This is a genomic window from Stenotrophomonas sp. (assembly GCF_050737575.1).
GTDB lineage: Bacteria > Pseudomonadota > Gammaproteobacteria > Xanthomonadales > Xanthomonadaceae > Stenotrophomonas.
In genome coordinates this window covers 59,229-76,018 of sequence record NZ_JBOHXW010000002.1, presented here as the reverse complement: position 1 = coordinate 76,018, position 16,790 = coordinate 59,229, and the positions used below count along the sequence as shown (strand labels likewise).

Sequence of the window (16,790 nt, the reverse complement as noted above, 5' to 3'; positions counted from 1 at the left end):
CTCAGCCCACCGCTCGTGCAAGTGCACCTTCCAGATCCGCACGCAGATCCTCCACATCCTCAACCCCCACACTCAGCCGCACCAGCGCATCGCTGATACCCAATTGCGCGCGGCGTTCGACGGGAATCGAGGCGTGGGTCATCACCGCCGGGTGATTGACCAGGCTTTCAACGCCGCCGAGTGACTCGGCCAGCGTGAACAGTTCGGTCTTTTCGCAGAAGCGCTTGGCTGCGGCGAAACCACCCTTGAGCACAATGGAGACGATGCCGCCGTAGCCGGCCATCTGCTTGCCCGCCAGTTCGTGCTGGGGGTGCGAAGCCAAGCCCGGGTAAATCACTTTTTCAATTGCCGGATGCGTTTCCAGCCACTGGGCCAGTTCCATTGCATTGGCGCAATGCGCCTTCATGCGCAGCGGCAGCGTCTTCAGGCCGCGCAGGGCCAGGAAGCTGTCGAACGGGCCTTGCACGCCGCCAATGGAGTTCTGCAGGAACGCCATCTGCTCGGCCAACTCGGTGTTGCCACCGACCACGACCATGCCGCCGACCATGTCCGAGTGACCATTGAGGTACTTGGTGGCCGAATGCAGCACGAGGTCTGCGCCCAGCTCCAGCGGGCGCTGCAACATCGGCGAGGCGAAGGTGTTGTCCACCACCACGATCAGGCCGTGACGCTTGGCAACCGCGGCCACCGCGGCGATGTCCACGATCTTCAGCATCGGGTTGGTGGGGGTTTCGATCCACACCATTTTGGTCTTCGGCGTGATCGCCGCTTCAAACGCAGCCAGGTCGGTCAGGTCAATGAAGCTGAAATCCAGTGCAGCGGTGCGGCGACGCACACGCTCGAACAGGCGGAAGCTGCCGCCGTAGATATCGTCCATCGCCACGACATGACTGCCAGCGTCCAGCAGCTCAATGACAGTGGAACTTGCGGCCATACCCGAAGCAAAAGCGAAACCACGCGAACCGCCCTCCAACGACGCCACACACCGCTCGTAGGCGAAGCGGGTCGGGTTGTGGGTGCGCGAATACTCAAAACCCTGATGCTCGCCCGGGCTGGACTGTGCATAGGTCGAGGTGGCGTAGATCGGCGGCATCACAGCGCCGGTGCTGGGGTCAGGCGACTGCCCACCATGAATAGCCAAGGTGGCAAGCGACAAGCTGCGCTCGCCATCCTGGCTGCGTGAATGCTGATCCGTCATATAGGGCTCCAGCTTATGAAGGGGCGGAATTCTATCAGCCTGGGCTGAATCCGACCGGGTTGGCGCCCCTCGGGGCGCCACGGGAAACTCACTGAACCCTGCGACGCAGGTAGTTCAGCAGATCGATGCGGGTGATCAAACCGAGAAACGCGTCACCATCGGTGATGATCGCCACTTGGCCGCGGTCAAATACCGGCAGCAGCGCCTCGATCGGCGACTTGACGTCCAGCCGGTCCAGCTTGCTGACCATCGCCACCGACACCGGGTCGCGGAAACGGGCTTCGTCGCCATAGACATGCAGCAGCACGTCGCTTTCGTCGATGATGCCGACCAACTGGCTGCCTTCCATCACCGGCAGCTGCGACACGTCGTACAGCTTCATGCGCTGATACGCGGTGGTCAGCAGGTCGTTCGGGCCGACCACCACGGTGTCGCGCTGGCTGTACGGGCGCAGGATCAAGTCACGCAGATCGCCGTACTGCGGGCGCTCCAGGAAGCCGTTGTCCAGCATCCAGTAGTCGTTGTACATCTTGGACAGGTACTTGTTGCCTGTATCCGGCACCAACACCAACACCTTCTTCGGCGTGGTCTGCTCCTGGCAGTACTTCAATGCCGCTGCCAGCAAGGTGCCGGTGGACGAGCCACCGAGGATGCCTTCTTTGGCCAGCAGTTCGCGCGCGGTGTGGAAGCTCTCGGCATCGCTGATGGAATACGCCTTCTTGACCCGGCTGAAGTCGGAAATGCCCGGCAGGAAATCCTCGCCGATGCCTTCCACCAGCCAGCTGCCGGACTTCTCGCTCAGCGTGCCTTCGTTGATGTACTGGGTCAGGATCGAACCCACCGGGTCGGCCAACACCAGCTCGGTTTTCGGCGACAGCTTGGCGAAGGCGCGCGACAGACCGGTCATGGTGCCGGAGCTGCCGCAACCGAACACGATGGCATCCAGGTCGCCGCCCATCTGCTCGATGATCTCCGGACCGGTGCCGAACTCATGCGCGGCCGGGTTGTCCGGATTGCCGAACTGGTTGATGAAGTACGCGCCCGGGGTCCGCTCGGCCACGGCCTGCGCCAGATCCTGGTAATACTCCGGATGGCCCTTGGCGACGTCCGAGCGGGTCAGCACCACTTCGGCGCCCATCGCCTTCAGGTTGAAGATCTTCTCCCGGCTCATCTTGTCCGGCACCACCAGGATCAGCTTGTAACCCTTCTGCTGCGCCACCAGCGCAAGGCCCAGGCCGGTATTGCCGGCGGTGCCTTCCACCAGCGTCGCGCCGGGCTTGAGATCGCCGCGCTTTTCGGCAGCCTCGATCATCGACAAACCGATGCGATCCTTGATCGACCCGCCCGGGTTGGCGCTTTCGAGCTTCAAGTACAGCTCGCACACACCGGCATCCAGGCGCTGTGCCTTGACGATGGGCGTGTTGCCAATGAGTTCGAGGACGGAGGAGTGGATTGACATGGTCAGATTCGGATCACGCCGCAAAGCGGCTGGACTTCCGATTATCCGACGGATGCTGCCGAAAGTCAGGCGCGCACCTCTTATTGCATCAGTACTGATCAGCATCAGTGCGGGCGCATCGGCCCGCAATGGCGCGGACAATGACGGCCGACGAGGGGACCGTCACCGTCCGCGACGGTAACTTCAACGCGTGGGGAAGGATTTTAGTTGATCGTGCTTTCGTACATTCGCAGGAGCCGCTGTTTGGCCAGCAATTTCTCCCGCTTCATCTGTCCCAGAGTGACATCGTCAATAGGGAGCACCCCAAGCTGGGCATCCATGCATTTCTTGTTCAACTTCCGGTGCTGCTGGTACAGCAGCCTGAACTCGGGATTGGCCTTCATCAAGGCGTCGATTTCACTCTGCGGCTGCCCTTCAAACATGACTGAACCTCCTTCATGCAGAAACAAGAACGCCCCGGCCGGTTGGCACGGGGCGTTGCAGGATGGAACGCCGGAACCGTGAACGACGGAACCCACCGGCCTTCTCCCGACGAACCTGCCGGGAGCCTTCGGAAACTGGTTCGCGCCTCTGTTGCACTGGCTCGGCCTCCTCTGTCCGGATGGCGAATTTGCCACCCGGACAATTGACCCTACGCCTGCAAAAAGGTTCCGGCAAGTGCTCCCCACAAGCAATTTTCAGAAGCCAGTTTAAAGCCGCATTCAGTCGTTCAAAACAAACAAAAACATAACGGCATCAGCCATTTAAGAAGATCAAGGCGCGATGATGACTTCCGCCGAACGCGCACGGGTGGAGGCCGCCTTCTTGCCGGCAATCTGGATACGGCTGGCGCCGACACCAGCAGCGACCAGCGCATCCTTCAATGCCTGCGCGCGGCGTTGACCCACGCCAGTGGCGCTGTCGTATGCCTCGATGGTCACCCGCCCCTTCTTGCCGATGTTCAGGTACTCGGCCAGTGCCTTGGCCTGATTGGCCGCACCGGCCGACAGGCTGGCCTGGCCGGCAGCGAACGCATCGGCGGTCAGGGTGAACACTTCGCCACGATTGTCGAACTTCGAGGCCGGCAAGCGGTGACCGGAAACCAGCTCGGCTTCCTCACGGGCCAACTTGGCGGCGTTCTGCTGGGCAGCACTCAAGCGCTGCTGTTGACGGCCAGCCACGCTGGTCAGCGCGGTCTCGGCATCCTGGCGGGCCAGCGTTTCGGTTTCGGCCGCCAGACGCAGGCGCTCGGCTTCCTCGGCCTGGATCTGCGATTGCATCCGCAGGCGTTCGGCTTCCTGACGGGCCTTGGCGACTTCGCGGCGGCTGGCTTCGATCAGCAACTCGCTGCGGGTGCGCTCCAACTGATCAACTTCCCGAGCGGCCACGGCAGTACGTGCAGCGGTCTCGGCGATGGCGACCCGGCGCTCGGCCAGGTAGCGCGCATTGTCCAGTTCCTTGCGTTTGGCCTTGGCCAGCGCGGCAATCGCCTGCTGGGCCTGCAGTTTCTCGAACGAGGCCGCATCGGCGGTCTGCACGTCTGCCTGCAAGGCAACCAGACGCTGGCTCAATGACGCCACTGCAGGGTCTTCTGCGGCAACAGCCATCAACGGCAGCGCAAGCAGACCCACCATCACTAGATTCCTGACCAACATCAGCGGCCCTCCCCTGTCGCCAATTGGCGTTGCAATTGCTCAACCTCAGCGCGGCGCTGGGCCAGCTGGGCTTGTGCCACGGATTCCTCGCTCTGCGCGCGCGCCAGGTCGGCGTCGGCCGCGGCACGCTGGGCCAGCGCCGGCGCCTGCTTGCGCTGGCTGCGGTCGGCAGCGGCACGCTGGGCCTGTTCCAGCTGCTGGCGCGCCATCGCCATCATGTCCGGGGCGTATTGGTCGGCGTCGGCGCGGTCGGCGCGCTCCACTGCCTGTTGTGCGACGAGCAGGTCGGCGGCGGCTGGATCTTGCGCAAAAGCGCTACCAGACAGCGCTGTTGCGCACGCCGTCACATACAGGAGACGTCGTAATTGTGCGAAGCTTGCTTTCATTGGGGAGCCGTTGCCTGAGTGACTGAGCGCGGCCATTGTGGTCAAGGCTATGGCGTGCTTGCAACGGCAAGTCGCCGTCTGTTGGGGAAATATTGCGTATGGATATCGGCTACTTCCTGAAGCTGATGACCGAAAAGAACGCTTCGGACATGTTTTTGACCACCGGAGCGCCGGTCTATATCAAGATCGAGGGCAAGCTGTATCCGCTGGGGAGCACCGGCCTGCCACCGGGGATGGTCAAGAAAATCGCGTACTCGCTGATGGACGAAGGCCAGGTGCCGCAGTTCGAGCGCGACCTGGAACTCAACATGGCCATCGCGCTGACCGATGCCGGGCGTTTCCGCGTCAACGTGTTCAAGCAGCGCGGTGAAGTGGGCATGGTGATCCGTGCGATCAAGAGCCACATCCCGAGCATCGAAGAGCTGCATCTGCCGCAGGTGCTGAAGGACGTCATCATGACCCCGCGTGGGCTGGTGCTGGTGGTGGGCTCGACCGGCTCGGGCAAGTCCACCTCGCTGGCGTCGATGATCGACCACCGCAACAGCACCTCGACCGGGCACATCCTCACCATCGAGGACCCGATCGAGTTCCTGCACAAGCACAAGATGTCCATCGTCAACCAGCGTGAGGTTGGCCTGGATACACACGCCTTCCACAACGCGCTGAAGAACGCGATGCGTGAGGCGCCGGACGTGATCCTGATCGGCGAGATCCTGGACGCCGAGACGATGGAGGCCGCCATTGCCTTCGCCGAAACCGGCCACCTGTGCCTGGCCACGCTGCACTCCAACAATGCCGACCAGACCATCGAGCGCATCCTCAACTTCTTCCCGGAAAGCGCGCATAAGAACGTGTTGATGAACCTGTCGTTGAACCTGCGTGCAGTGGTTTCGCAGCGTTTGGTCAAGGGTGTGGATGGCCGTCGCCGGCCGGCCAGCGAAGTGTTGATCAACACACCGATGATCCGCGACCTGCTGCGTCGTGGTGAAGTGCATTCAATCAAGCAGGCGATGGAAGAGTCGCTGGAAGAAGGCATGCAGACGTTCGACCAATGCCTGTTCCGCATGGTCAAGGAAGGTCTCATCGAGCAGGAGGAAGCGCTGCGCGCAGCCGATTCACGCGATGGCCTTGCGCTGAAATTCCGGCTGTCGGAAGGCTCCAGCGGCGAGCATGATCCGTACGGTGATTTCTCCGCGACGACTGCGCCGGCGACGATCAGCCACGGATTTTAAGTGCAGGGAGCCGGGAACGGGGGCTGGGGAATGACAGTTCGGTGCGAGCGAGTGGCTCTGCGTGCTGTCGATTTCCGCCCCTTCTTCTGCGCTTGCATGCGTGATGTTTGGGCGATGAAGTAATTCACTGTCACAGGGCTTGCCTCACGCATCGTTCCCACTGGCATCGCTGATAGCTGCTTGACCTACACAAACCATCATTCCCTGCTCCCTATTCCCTGCTTCCCGCCTCAAATTGCGTCCGGCTGATTTTCCGGGCGGGCGGCGTCGAAGGCTGGCAGGGCGAGGCAGGCGTCTTCGATCCGGCACAAGGTTGGGTACGGGGCGAGATCCAGGTGGAAACGGCGGGCGTTGTATAGCTGCGGGACGAGGCAGCAATCGGCCAGACCGGGTTCGGCGCCGTGGCAGAAGCGGCCGGTGTCGAAGGAGCCGACCAGCATGGCTTCCAGTGCGGCAAAGCCGGTGCGCATCCAGTGCAGCACCCACTCGTCGCGCTCAGGTTGCGGCACGTTCCACTCACGGTCGAAGAACTGCAGCACGCGCAGATTGTTGAGCGGGTGGATATCGCAGGCCACCAGTTGCGACAGCGCGCGCACGCGCGCACGGCCACCGGCGTCGGCCGGCAACAGCGGCGACTGCGGATACACGTCGTCCAGGTATTCCAGAATGGCCAACGATTGGGTCAGCACACGCTCGCCGTGACGCAGCGTTGGCACCAACTCCTGCGGGTTGAGCGCGGCATAGTCCGGCGCATGTTGCTGGCCGCCGTCGCGCACCAGGTGCACGGGCACGATGCTGTACTCCAAACCCTTCAGGTTCAGGCCGATACGCACGCGATACGCCGCGCTGGATCGCCAGTAACTATAGAGTTTCAGGCCATCTTCCATGGGGGAACTTCTCCTGTCGCCTGGACGACACAGTAACCGGTGGCGGTGAGGATTCCTTCACCATCGGTCAGACAAGCAGGCCGTTAGTCGGACGATGCAGTCGCGCTGATTTGGCAGCTGGAAAACCGTGATGTTGTGCGCATATCGCGCGCCTCCAGCGCGCGGCAAAACCGCGCTGGGGCGCTATCGACTACCCCGACGCGGCTCCGCCTCGGCGCTGCGCTGCAGCGCCCTGTTTCAGGGACGCTGCGCTTGCTCGATGCGCTGTTCGATGGCGCCGAAAATGCTGTTGCCGTCGCGGTCGAACATCTCGATCCGCACCACGTCGCCGAAGCTCATGAACGGCGTGGACGGCTTGCCGTCACGCAGGGCTTCCACGGTGCGCTGCTCGGCAAAGCACGATGCGCCCAACGAGGTGTCTTCGTTGGCGATGGTGCCCGAGCCAACAATGGCGCCGGCCGACAGCGGACGGGTCTTGGCCGCGTGCGCCACCAGTTGGGCGAAGTCGAACTGCATGTCCACGCCGGCTTCGGGGGCGCCGAACCACTTGTCGTTGATGTGGGTCACCAGCGGCAGGTGCACCTTGCTGCCCTGCCAGGCATCGCCGAGTTCATCCGGGGTCACGAACACCGGGCTCAGCGCCGAACGCGGCTTGGACTGCAGGAAGCCGAAGCCCTTGGCCAGCTCGCCGGGAATCAGGTTACGCAGGCTGACATCGTTGACCAGGCCAACCAGCTGGATATGGCCGGCGGCCTGTTCCGGCGTCGGCGCCATCGGCACGTCGTCGGTGATGACCACGATTTCGGCTTCCAGATCGATGCCGTAGTCCTCGCTGATCACCTTCACCGCGTCGCGCGGGCCGTAGAAGCCGGCGCTGGTGGCTTGGTACATCAGCGGATCGGTGTAGAACGATTCGGGCACTTCGGCACCACGCGCCTTGCGCACACGGGCCACGTGCGGCAGATAGGCGCTGCCATCGACGAATTCGTAGGCGCGCGGCAACGGCGCGGCCAGTTCTTCCATTTCCAGCACAAAGCTGCCTTCGACGTCACCGGCATTGAGCTGCTCGGACAGGGCGTTCAGGCGCGGGGCCAGGTTGGACCAGTCCTCCAGCGCCAGCTGCAGGGTGGCGGCAATGCCGCTGGCACGCACGGCGCGGGTCAGGTCACGCGAAACCACGATAAGGGTGCCGTCGCGGCCGCCTTCCTTCAGGGAACCAAGCTTCATGGGAACGTCCAGTCTGCAGAAGAAACAAGTTTCAATTGTAATGAATATGCCGGCTACGAGCAGCTTTCCCGTCGGAATGCTGAACGGGCGTTTTTGTACCGATCCGGACAATCCCCTAGACTAGCGCGGTCTGCCAGCGGCCGTCCGTTTCCCTCAGGGACCGCCGGCGGTGCAGGACACCGGCCTTTCAGGCCTGTCCGCCCGCCCGCCCCCACTCCGACAGCTATCGTTACGCATACCGACCAGCGCACCGCTCTGGTTGCATCCAGATCTTGCAGCGCGGTTTACGGGAACGCTCCGAGATCAGCTGGTCTTCAATGACCAGCAACGCATGCCCTGTCGGGCGCGCGTTATTCATGTTTCGGAGTACTCCATGTCGTTTGAAAACCTGGGCCTTGCGCCCTTCCTGCTGCGCGCGCTCGCCGAGCAGGGCTACGAAAACCCGACCCCGATCCAGGAGCAGGCCATTCCGCTTGCGCTGGCAGGTCACGACCTGCTGGCCGGCGCTCAGACCGGTACCGGCAAAACCGCCGCGTTCGGCCTGCCGCTGCTGCAGCACCTGGGCACCGCACCGCAGAGCGTGGGCAATGGCCCGCGCAAGCCGCGTGCGCTGATCCTGGCCCCGACCCGCGAGCTGGCCACCCAGGTGCATGACAGCCTGCGCGGCTACAGCAAGTACCTGCGCATCCCCAGCGCCTGCATCTATGGCGGTGTCGGCATGGGCAACCAGCTGGACGTGCTGCGCCGTGGCGTGGACCTGCTGGTGGCCTGCCCGGGCCGTCTGATCGATCACCTGGAGCGTCGCAGCGTCGACCTGTCCGGCGTTGAGATCCTGGTGCTGGACGAAGCCGACCGCATGCTCGACATGGGCTTCCTGCCGTCGATCAACCGCATCCTGGCCAAGTTGCCGCGCCAGAACCGTCAGACGCTGCTGTTCTCGGCCACGTTCGAGGAAAGCATCAAGCAGCTGGCGCTGGAGTTCATGCGCGATCCCAAGCAGATCCAGGTCACGCCGAAGAACACCGTGGCGGAGACCATCACCCACCGCGTGCACCCGGTGGATGGCGCCCGCAAGCGCGAACTGCTGCTGCACCTGCTGGCCGAAGATTCCCGCGTGCAGACGCTGGTGTTCGGCCGCACCAAGCATGGTTGCGACAAGCTGGCGATGTTCCTGGAAAAGTCCGGCATCAAGACCGCGGCGATCCACGGCAACAAGAGCCAGGGCCAGCGCCTGCGTGCACTGGCTGACTTCAAGGCCGGCCGCGTGACCGTGCTGGTGGCTACCGATATCGCCGCGCGCGGCATTGATATCAACGAGCTGCCGAAGGTCATCAACTACGACCTGCCGATGGTGCCGGAAGACTACGTGCATCGTATCGGCCGTACCGGCCGTAACGGTTCCACCGGTGAGGCCGTCTCGCTGGTGGCACAGGACGAAGCCAAGCTGCTGCGTCAGATCGTGCGCCTGCTCGACCGCGACATGGACATCCGTGACGTGCCGGGCTTCGAGCCGCAGACCCCCATCCGTTGGGGCAACAGCGCGCCGGGTAAGGCGGAGCATCCGGGCGGCCACAAGGCCCCGCGTCGCGGCAACGGCGGTCATCCCGCACGTCGCCCGAACAGCGATGCGCCGCGTGGTGGCCGTGGTGGCCAGCCGCAGAAGCCGGGTGGTCAGCGCAGTGCCGGCAACGGACAGCAGCGTCGTGATGCACACCCGGGTGGTGGTCAGCGTCGTGGCGGTGGCGGTCGTAGCCAGAGCCGTACCAGCGCGTAATTGATGCTGGTGGTTTGAGGTAACAAAAAGGCCGACGCATTGCGTCGGCCTTTTTGGTTTTTTTGGGGGGGGCTTTTGGGGTTTGGCTTTGGGCTTTGGCTTGAACTTTGGCTTGAGCTTTGCTTGAGTCCTTTATCCCTTCTCCCGCTTGCGGGAGAAGGTGCCCCGCAAGGGGCGGATGAGGGGGCTTTTGCTTTGGCTTCGGGTGGATATTGCAGCGACCATTCTCGCCGCTCTGTTCTGCCCTCACCCCAACCCCCGCTCCGCGCCCCGGCCCTTGCGCTGGCGCAAGGGCGTTCGATGGGCAGCGAACCGGTGGTTCGCAAACTGCCCCTCTCACCCCGCTTGCGGGAGAGGGGCTTTTTCATCATTGGGGCTCTGTTTTATTCCCCGCGTTGCCGTGGTGTGTTCAGGTGGTTGGACTGCAGCAGTGCGTTGAGCAGCAGGCGCTCGGTGCCGTGCCAGTATTTGCGGTGTGCTGGGTCGTCGGCGAATAGCACCACGTTGCCGCTGCCGGTCGGCACTACTTGCAGGTAACTGGAACCGGCGACGCGTGCACGGTTGGCATCGGAGAGGTAGCCGTTCACGACCGGCTCGCGATCAATGCTGACTACGTTGAGGAACGCATTCTTCACCGGTTCAAATACCAGCCCGCCTTCCTTGTTCACCCAGATGCGGCGTTGTTGCACACCGAAGCCCAGCGGGTGGGTCGGGTCGATGTCGGCGCTGAGGATGTTGCCGCTGACACGCCCCAGCGCGAACACGTCACGCACGGTGCCGAAGTCCTGGCGCTCGTTGTCGTCCTTCTTGTCGCCGTCACGCAGCTTGGCCTCGGCCAGGCCCTTGTCGATGGCCCAGCGCGCGCCACCGCCGTACACCACCAATGAACCACCAGCGGCAATCCAGCGCTTGAGCGCGGCCACGCCGGCATCGTTCACCGTGCCGTAGGTGCCGCCGGACAGCACGATGGAGGTGTAGCGCGACAGATCCACCGTGGCCAGCTGCGCCGGATCGAGCTTGGTTGATGGCAGGCCGAGTGAGGTATCCAGCGCGAACCAGGTCGAGCCGATTTCGGTAGCGGATACGCCCTCGCCCATTACCAAGGCGATGCTCGGAACGCGCAGCACACGCACGTTGTCGCTGCCCAGGTCGATGCCGCTGGCGGCGCGGCCACTGGCCAACGCATGCACGGTGACACCGGCCTCCTGTGCGCGTGCCAATACTTTGGCCTGCAATGCCTCCGCGTCCAGCGTCTGCCCGGCCACCGGAATCACCACTGCGCCGTGACCGAAGCTCACATCGCCAGCAGTCGTTGCCGCCGTGAACGGCTGGTGTGCGGTGCGGATGCGCACACCATCTCGCAGCAGACCGCCGAGCAAGCGGTAACTGCCGAAGTCGCGCGCATCGGCGACATAGGCAAAACCCGCACGTCCGCCGCTGATACCGCCCTGCGTGGCCGGCACTGCGCTCACCTGAGTGCCACTGGGCAAGGCGCTGCGACTGCCTGCATAACGCAGGCCATACGCCGGTGCCACCGCGTAGGAGGTGCCGCTGTAGAACACATCGCCCTTTACCGGCGGGGTGAATTCGAAGATGGAATGCGCCAGCCGGAACTGCGGCTGCCGCGCCGGCACCACATAGGCGGAACCGGCGAGGAAGCGCTTGCCATCCACCTCGACATCACGCGTCAGCGCATGTACTTCGATGCGATGGTGCAGCAACACGGCCAACAATTTGTGGGTGAGCGTGGCATCGGCGGCGTCGCCGAATACCCAGTCGTGTACCGGATACGCCGCCGCCTGCTTCAAGGCACTGCGGAAGAAATCCTTCTGCAGCGCAAGCAGGCGCACGCGGTCTTCCACCGCGCCACGCACGCTGGCCAGACCGGTCGCCACCTGGTTGCGGATTGTGAAGTTGAAATGCAGCGGACCGTTGACCGACTCCTGCACCAAGCCGCGCGAACTGGCCTGCTCCACGGTCACGCCAACCGCACCGTGGAAGTCCGGATACGTGGAGCCATAGATCGGCGAGAAATTGTCGAAGTTCTCACCGGTGTAATACAGCGAGCCCAGCGCATCCAATGCCTGTGCATGAAAGCGCGCCAGCCATTGGTTGGCTTCATACGATGACTTGGGCAACAGCGGGCTTTCCATGCTCTTCGGCGAGGGCTCGAAGTAGTAGGTGCTGTCCTTGCCCATCTCGTGGAAATCGATCTGGATGTTGGGATACCAGCGATGGAACTGCGCCACCTTTGGCCAGCTGTCGGCCTGCGCCAACGCGAGCCAATCGCGATTGAGATCGGTGAAGTAGTGATTGACGCGGCCACTGGGGAACGGCTCGACATGCTCCTTGTCGGCGGGATCAGCCGATGGCGGGCGCGAGCCCCAACCGTTGTGCCAATTGGCGACGCGGTCGCGGCCATCCGGGTTCTGCGCGGGGTCGATGACGACGACAGATTGATCCAGCCAGCGCGTGGTTTCCGCGTCCTGGTTGGCGGCCAGATAGTAGGCCGTCAGCATTGCCGCTTCGCCGCTGGACGTTTCATTGCCGTGCACGCTGTAACCGAGCCAGACCACCGCTGGTGCGTCGTCTTCTGGTGCAGGTTGTGCAGGATCGACCAGCGCCTGCCGTTGCGCGGCGATCTCCGCGCTGCGTGCGTGATTGCGTGGAGACGTGATGGTTACCAACAGCAGCGGACGATGCTCGTAGCTCTGGCCGATGACTTCGACCTTGACCCGATCCGACACGCGCGCCAGTTCATTGAAGTACGCCACCAGTTGATCGTGGCGCGTGTAGCGGCTGCCGATGTCGTAACCGAGAAATTGCTGCGGCGATGGCACCTTCGCATCGAACTGCTGCGCGGCGGGGAAGTAGTAGCTGTTCTGGGCGTGGGCCGGTGACAGGCTTGCGAGCAGTGCCAGCAGCAGGACTGGCAGCAGCCGCGATATGCGAAACGACATGGGTGTAGCTCTCCCCCGGCCGTGAGGCCTTTGTTGCGGAATTCAGTGATGAAAAGCGGGACGGCGGTAGTGCTGAGCCATGCTCGGCAGAGGCGTTACCGGGAATGCTTCAGCGCAGCTGCGGTAATGCCCCAGTGCAGCTTGGCTGCGCTCTACAGGAGCTGCCCTCACCCCAACCCCTCTCCCGCAGGCGGGAGAGGGGCTTTGATTGCTGCGCGCCGGGTGGTCAGAAGCGATAGTCGAAGCCGACCGTGTAATAGCGACCGCGCAGGTCGTACTGGCTGAAGTCATACGGTGCGCGCACACCCGGGAAGGTAGCGTCGTACGGCGGCTGGCGGTCGCCGATGTTCTGCACCTTGGCGTAGACGGTGAGCTTATCGATGCCGGTGTATCCCAGGTACAGATCGAACTGGCTGAAACTGGCGACCTCCGACTGCACGGCCTTGGCCGCGACGCTGCCCTGCTGGTCGTAGCTGCTGGTGTAGTACCAGGTCAGCGCGGTGCGCCAATCACCCAGCGCCCAGTCCAGCGTGGTGGTGGCCTTGGTGTCGGGCAGTGACGGGCCGAGGTTTGAGCCGGCGTAATCCACCAGCGGGCCGTTGGTCACCTGCGGACGCTTGTAGTCGATGACGTAGGTCAACGCACTCGACAGACCGAAGTCACCGGCGCGTGCGGTGGACCAGCGCTGGCGCAGTTCCACATCGATGCCCGAGGTCTGCAGCTCGCTCAGGTTCTGGTAGCGGTTGTAGACCGCCAGCAGCTTGCCGCGTGAATCACGCACGACGTTGGCCGGGTCGTTCTCCTGAACCAACGTGGTGGTGTTGCCGCTGCCGATCAGGTTGTCCAGTTTGATGCGGTAGTAATCGACGCTCAGGCTGGTGTTTTCCCACGGCGACAGCACGAAGCCGGCGTTGACGCTGCGGGTGCGTTCCGGGTCCAGATTGTTATTGCCGACGGTGAAGAAGGTCGGGTTCTGGCGCGAGCCCGGCACGTCCGGATCGTGCGGGTCCACCACCGAGCCGTAGGCGATGCTGGTGGACGCCGAATTCTCCGACAACGACGGCGCACGGAAGCCACGCGACGCCGATGCGCGCACCAGCAGCCAATCCTGCGGCTGCCAGCGCAGGCCCAACTTGGGCGAGAACGCATCACCGAAGTCGCTGTAATGATCCGCGCGCGCCGCCGCCTGCAGTTCCAGCGTACTGTGCAGCGGCACGTTTACTTCCGCATACGCTGCCGTGACCTGACGTTGACCGTGCACCTCGGCGATGGCCGGGCGCACCTGCAGACCGGCATCGATCTGCCACGGGTTGTTGGAGTCGAGCTTTTCCTGGCGCCACTCAACACCGCCGGCGAAACCAATCGCGCCGGCCCAGGTTTCACCCAGCGTGCCGGATACCTTGGCATCCAGCCCCTTGAGCACCGAGTTTGCCGGGCGCAGCGTACTCAGGCCGATTGCGGCCAACACGGCGGGATCGGTCGCGGATGGATTGAGCAGGTTGTAGCTGCCCGAAGCCAATGCGTCATACAGCGTCCAACGATTGGCGAAGCCACCGGCGACGGTTTCGCGCTGCTTGCTGGCCGCCTGGAATGCGCCCACTTCCCAATCCCACTTCTCGCCCTGCCCGCGCAGGCCAAGCACGCCGCGATAGGAACGCGAACGGTTGGTCTTGATGGTGCCGCCCAGGTTGAAGAACGTGTACTCGATCGGCACGTCCACGCCATACGGGTTGTACGGATTGCCGGCCGGCAGGTTGGAGCTGACCGGCTCGGCCAGACCGGTGTCGGCGTTGAGCGCGAAACGGCCGCTCTCCAGCGTGAAGAACGGGCTGGAACCAAACCACGACACGCCCTTGATGTCGCTGTAGATCACCTCAGCAAAGGCCTCCACCGAGTCGCTCACCCGCAGCGTGCCGTTGACGTAGGCCTGCCAGCGTTTGGTCGAGGGAATCAGCGTGGTGTACGGCGCCTGGTTGAAGGCGCAGGTGTCGCCGGCCAGGCCGTCGATGGGGCCGCTGGCGGTGAGCACAGTGCCTTCCGGGCAGTTGCCGGCAGCATCAAGCATCGGCACCGACTTTCCGCCGATCAGGAAACGCGCGCCTTTGGCCGACCACCCATTCCAGCGGCCACCGGCCTTGTCGGTGTAGATGCCCGAGCGGGTGAGATCGCGTTCGTCCTGGTCCAACCGATCACGGTTGTAGCCCTCCAGCGACACCAGGATGTTGTAGCCATCGCTGGCCAGATCACCGATGCCACCGACGAACTTGAGGTTCTGCTGGTCCAGCCCGCCTGCATCGGCGGTGCCGCCACTGACGCCGACTTCCGCGCCTTCAAACCCTTGGCGGGTGATGACGTTGACCACGCCAGCCACCGCATCGGAGCCGTACACCGCCGACGCACCGTCCTTCAGTACTTCGATGCGTTCCACCGCCACCAGCGGCAAGGCGTTGAGGTCGACGAAGGTGTCCGACAACCCACCCGACGGGAAGCCATAGTTGGCCAGGCGGCGGCCGTTGAGCAGCACCAGCGTGTTCTTCTGCGACAAGCCACGCAGGCCGATACCTGCCGAGCCCGAGGCCCAACCGCTGTTGCTGGTTTCGTTGGCGGCATTGCCGGTGTTGGCCGAGATGGAGCGCAGCAGATCGGCGACGGTGGCCTTGCCGGATTGCTCCAGCTGCTGGCGTTCGATCACCTGCACCGGGTTGGCGGTTTCGGTATCGGTGCGCTTGATGTTGGAGCCGGTCACGCGCACCGCATCCAGCGTTTTGCTGTCGTTGGCGGCTTCGGCCGAGGCGAGGGACGGCGTGGCGACGATGGCCGCGACGGCCAACGCAAGCAAGGAGCGATTGAGCATGGAATTCTTGGGGGAGAGTGGGAGCGACTGCGGCAGTAGCGCATGCACGGCAAATGTCCGGCCAATAACATCCCTTCATGCGGACATAACAAGTTGTTACATCTCTCTATCAAGATGAATGAATATATGAAACCCATCCTTCCGCCTTGCGCTGCAATCCAGCCGCTTCACGCCATGCGCGCCCTACAATTGCGCCCATGGATATTTTCAAGGTTTTCACCCTCGAGGCCGCCCACCGGCTGCCCAACGTCCCGCCCGGCCACAAGTGCGCACGGCTGCACGGCCATTCGTTCCGGATCGAGCTGAAGGTCAGCGGCGAGCCGGGCGAAGACACCGGCTGGATCATGGATTTCAGCGATCTGAAGGCCGCCTTCCAGCCGCTGTACGACCAGCTCGACCACAACTACCTCAACGACATCGCCGGCCTGGAGAACCCCACCAGCGAGCGCCTGTCGATGTGGATCTGGGAACGCCTGAAGCCCACCCTGCCGCTGTTGAGCGAAGTGGTGGTGCACGAAACCTGCACGTCGGGCTGCAGCTACCGCGGGCCGTAACGGCGCGGACGGCATCTTCTGCACCCGCCCTTGGGCGTGCGCCCAGGGGAGGGTTGAGGAGGGGGGGCTCTTGCAAGTCCGCTCAAAAGGCACCCCTCCCCGGCCCTCTCCACTACCAGCGCCGAAAGGGAGGCGCGACGTTTGAAATCTGAACGACCATCAGAATTTGCCAGCGGATGCTTGCACCTCGCCACAATCGAGCTATGCTGCATCGCAACAAACGTGCTCCGGAATTTCTGATGTCCGCCCAAGCCAACGATTTCAGCAGCTATACCCAGCAGCTCGCCGCAGCGGCCAATCGCGCCAACCGGCTGACGCTGGAGAATGCTGAAAGCGTGTTCGGCGTGCAGCTGCGCACCTTGGAACGCAACACCAACGCTGCAGCCAGCTTCTTCGGTGAACTGACCCAAGGCGGCGCACAGGTGGATCTGCAGGCGCTGTTGCCCAAGGGGCTGCAGGTGGCGCGCGACAACCTTGAGCGTCTGGCCACGGCCAACCAGGAAACCATTGGGCTGAGCTTGAAGACCGGCGAGGCACTCGGCGCGTTGGTACGCCAACCATTTGCGGCCAGCCAAACCTCGGCAGGCCGCAAGCCGCGTTGATCACCTAACGAATTTGCGCGGTC

13 protein-coding genes are annotated in these 16,790 nt (G+C 63.5%); 4 read left to right on the top strand and 9 right to left on the bottom strand.

The genetic code is table 11. From position 1 onward, the window contains the following. Window position 1: 1 nt before the first annotated feature. From ACREP4_RS03565 to ACREP4_RS03545, 5 genes are all read right to left on the bottom strand, one after another. Window positions 2–1,198: a cystathionine gamma-synthase gene (locus ACREP4_RS03565; protein ID WP_431594839.1), complete on the bottom strand. Its 1,197-nt coding sequence runs from the start codon at window positions 1,196–1,198 to the stop codon at window positions 2–4. Between the two features lie 88 nt (window positions 1,199–1,286). Beyond that, window positions 1,287–2,657 (bottom strand): pyridoxal-phosphate dependent enzyme, encoded by a 1,371-nt coding sequence (locus tag ACREP4_RS03560; RefSeq protein WP_431594838.1) that lies wholly within the window; start codon window positions 2,655–2,657, stop codon window positions 1,287–1,289. 203 nt (window positions 2,658–2,860) lie between these two features. Further along, window positions 2,861–3,079 carry a YdcH family protein gene (locus ACREP4_RS03555; protein ID WP_057631703.1) on the bottom strand — a complete coding sequence of 73 codons (219 nt, stop codon included), beginning with the start codon at window positions 3,077–3,079 and terminating at the stop codon, window positions 2,861–2,863. 330 nt (window positions 3,080–3,409) lie between these two features. Continuing rightward, window positions 3,410–4,291 (bottom strand): hypothetical protein, encoded by an 882-nt coding sequence (locus tag ACREP4_RS03550; protein WP_431594837.1) that lies wholly within the window; start codon window positions 4,289–4,291, stop codon window positions 3,410–3,412. Beyond that, window positions 4,291–4,677, bottom strand: a complete 387-nt coding sequence (locus ACREP4_RS03545; RefSeq protein WP_431594836.1) for a DUF4398 domain-containing protein — start codon at window positions 4,675–4,677, stop codon at window positions 4,291–4,293. Before ACREP4_RS03545 ends, ACREP4_RS03550 begins: the two co-directional genes overlap by 1 nt. A 98-nt stretch (window positions 4,678–4,775) precedes the next feature. Between ACREP4_RS03545 and ACREP4_RS03540 the strand changes: the two genes are divergently transcribed. Continuing rightward, a complete protein-coding gene (locus ACREP4_RS03540; RefSeq protein ID WP_431594835.1) occupies window positions 4,776–5,909 on the top strand; it encodes a PilT/PilU family type 4a pilus ATPase in 1,134 nt (377 codons plus the stop codon). Window positions 5,910–6,139: 230 nt separating this feature from the next. Here the strand turns inward: ACREP4_RS03540 and maiA are convergent, their stop codons facing one another. Together maiA and ACREP4_RS03530 are read right to left on the bottom strand one after the other, a co-directional pair. Then, window positions 6,140–6,796 (bottom strand): maleylacetoacetate isomerase, encoded by a 657-nt coding sequence (gene maiA, locus ACREP4_RS03535; protein WP_431594834.1) that lies wholly within the window; start codon window positions 6,794–6,796, stop codon window positions 6,140–6,142. 237 nt (window positions 6,797–7,033) lie between these two features. Next, window positions 7,034–8,023: a fumarylacetoacetate hydrolase family protein gene (locus ACREP4_RS03530; protein WP_431594833.1), complete on the bottom strand. Its 990-nt coding sequence runs from the start codon at window positions 8,021–8,023 to the stop codon at window positions 7,034–7,036. 373 nt (window positions 8,024–8,396) lie between these two features. Here ACREP4_RS03530 and ACREP4_RS03525 point away from each other — a divergent pair, with 373 nt between their 5' ends. Then, window positions 8,397–9,797: a DEAD/DEAH box helicase gene (locus ACREP4_RS03525; protein WP_431594832.1), complete on the top strand. Its 1,401-nt coding sequence runs from the start codon at window positions 8,397–8,399 to the stop codon at window positions 9,795–9,797. 383 nt (window positions 9,798–10,180) lie between these two features. Here ACREP4_RS03525 and ACREP4_RS03520 read toward each other — a convergent pair whose 3' ends face one another. Further along, on the bottom strand, window positions 10,181–12,757 hold the full coding sequence (locus ACREP4_RS03520) for a M14 family zinc carboxypeptidase (protein ID WP_431594831.1): 2,577 nt from the start codon (window positions 12,755–12,757) through the stop codon (window positions 10,181–10,183). Window positions 12,758–12,983: 226 nt separating this feature from the next. Continuing rightward, window positions 12,984–15,611, bottom strand: coding sequence for a TonB-dependent receptor plug domain-containing protein (locus ACREP4_RS03515; RefSeq protein ID WP_431594830.1), 2,628 nt, complete (start codon window positions 15,609–15,611; stop codon window positions 12,984–12,986). A gap of 197 nt (window positions 15,612–15,808) precedes the next feature. Here ACREP4_RS03515 and queD point away from each other — a divergent pair, with 197 nt between their 5' ends. Next, window positions 15,809–16,165 (top strand): 6-carboxytetrahydropterin synthase QueD, encoded by a 357-nt coding sequence (gene queD, locus ACREP4_RS03510; RefSeq protein ID WP_431594829.1) that lies wholly within the window; start codon window positions 15,809–15,811, stop codon window positions 16,163–16,165. A gap of 239 nt (window positions 16,166–16,404) precedes the next feature. Continuing rightward, complete coding sequence (locus tag ACREP4_RS03505; protein WP_431594828.1) at window positions 16,405–16,767, top strand: phasin family protein; 363 nt, start codon at window positions 16,405–16,407, stop codon at window positions 16,765–16,767. Window positions 16,768–16,790: the final 23 nt, after the last annotated feature.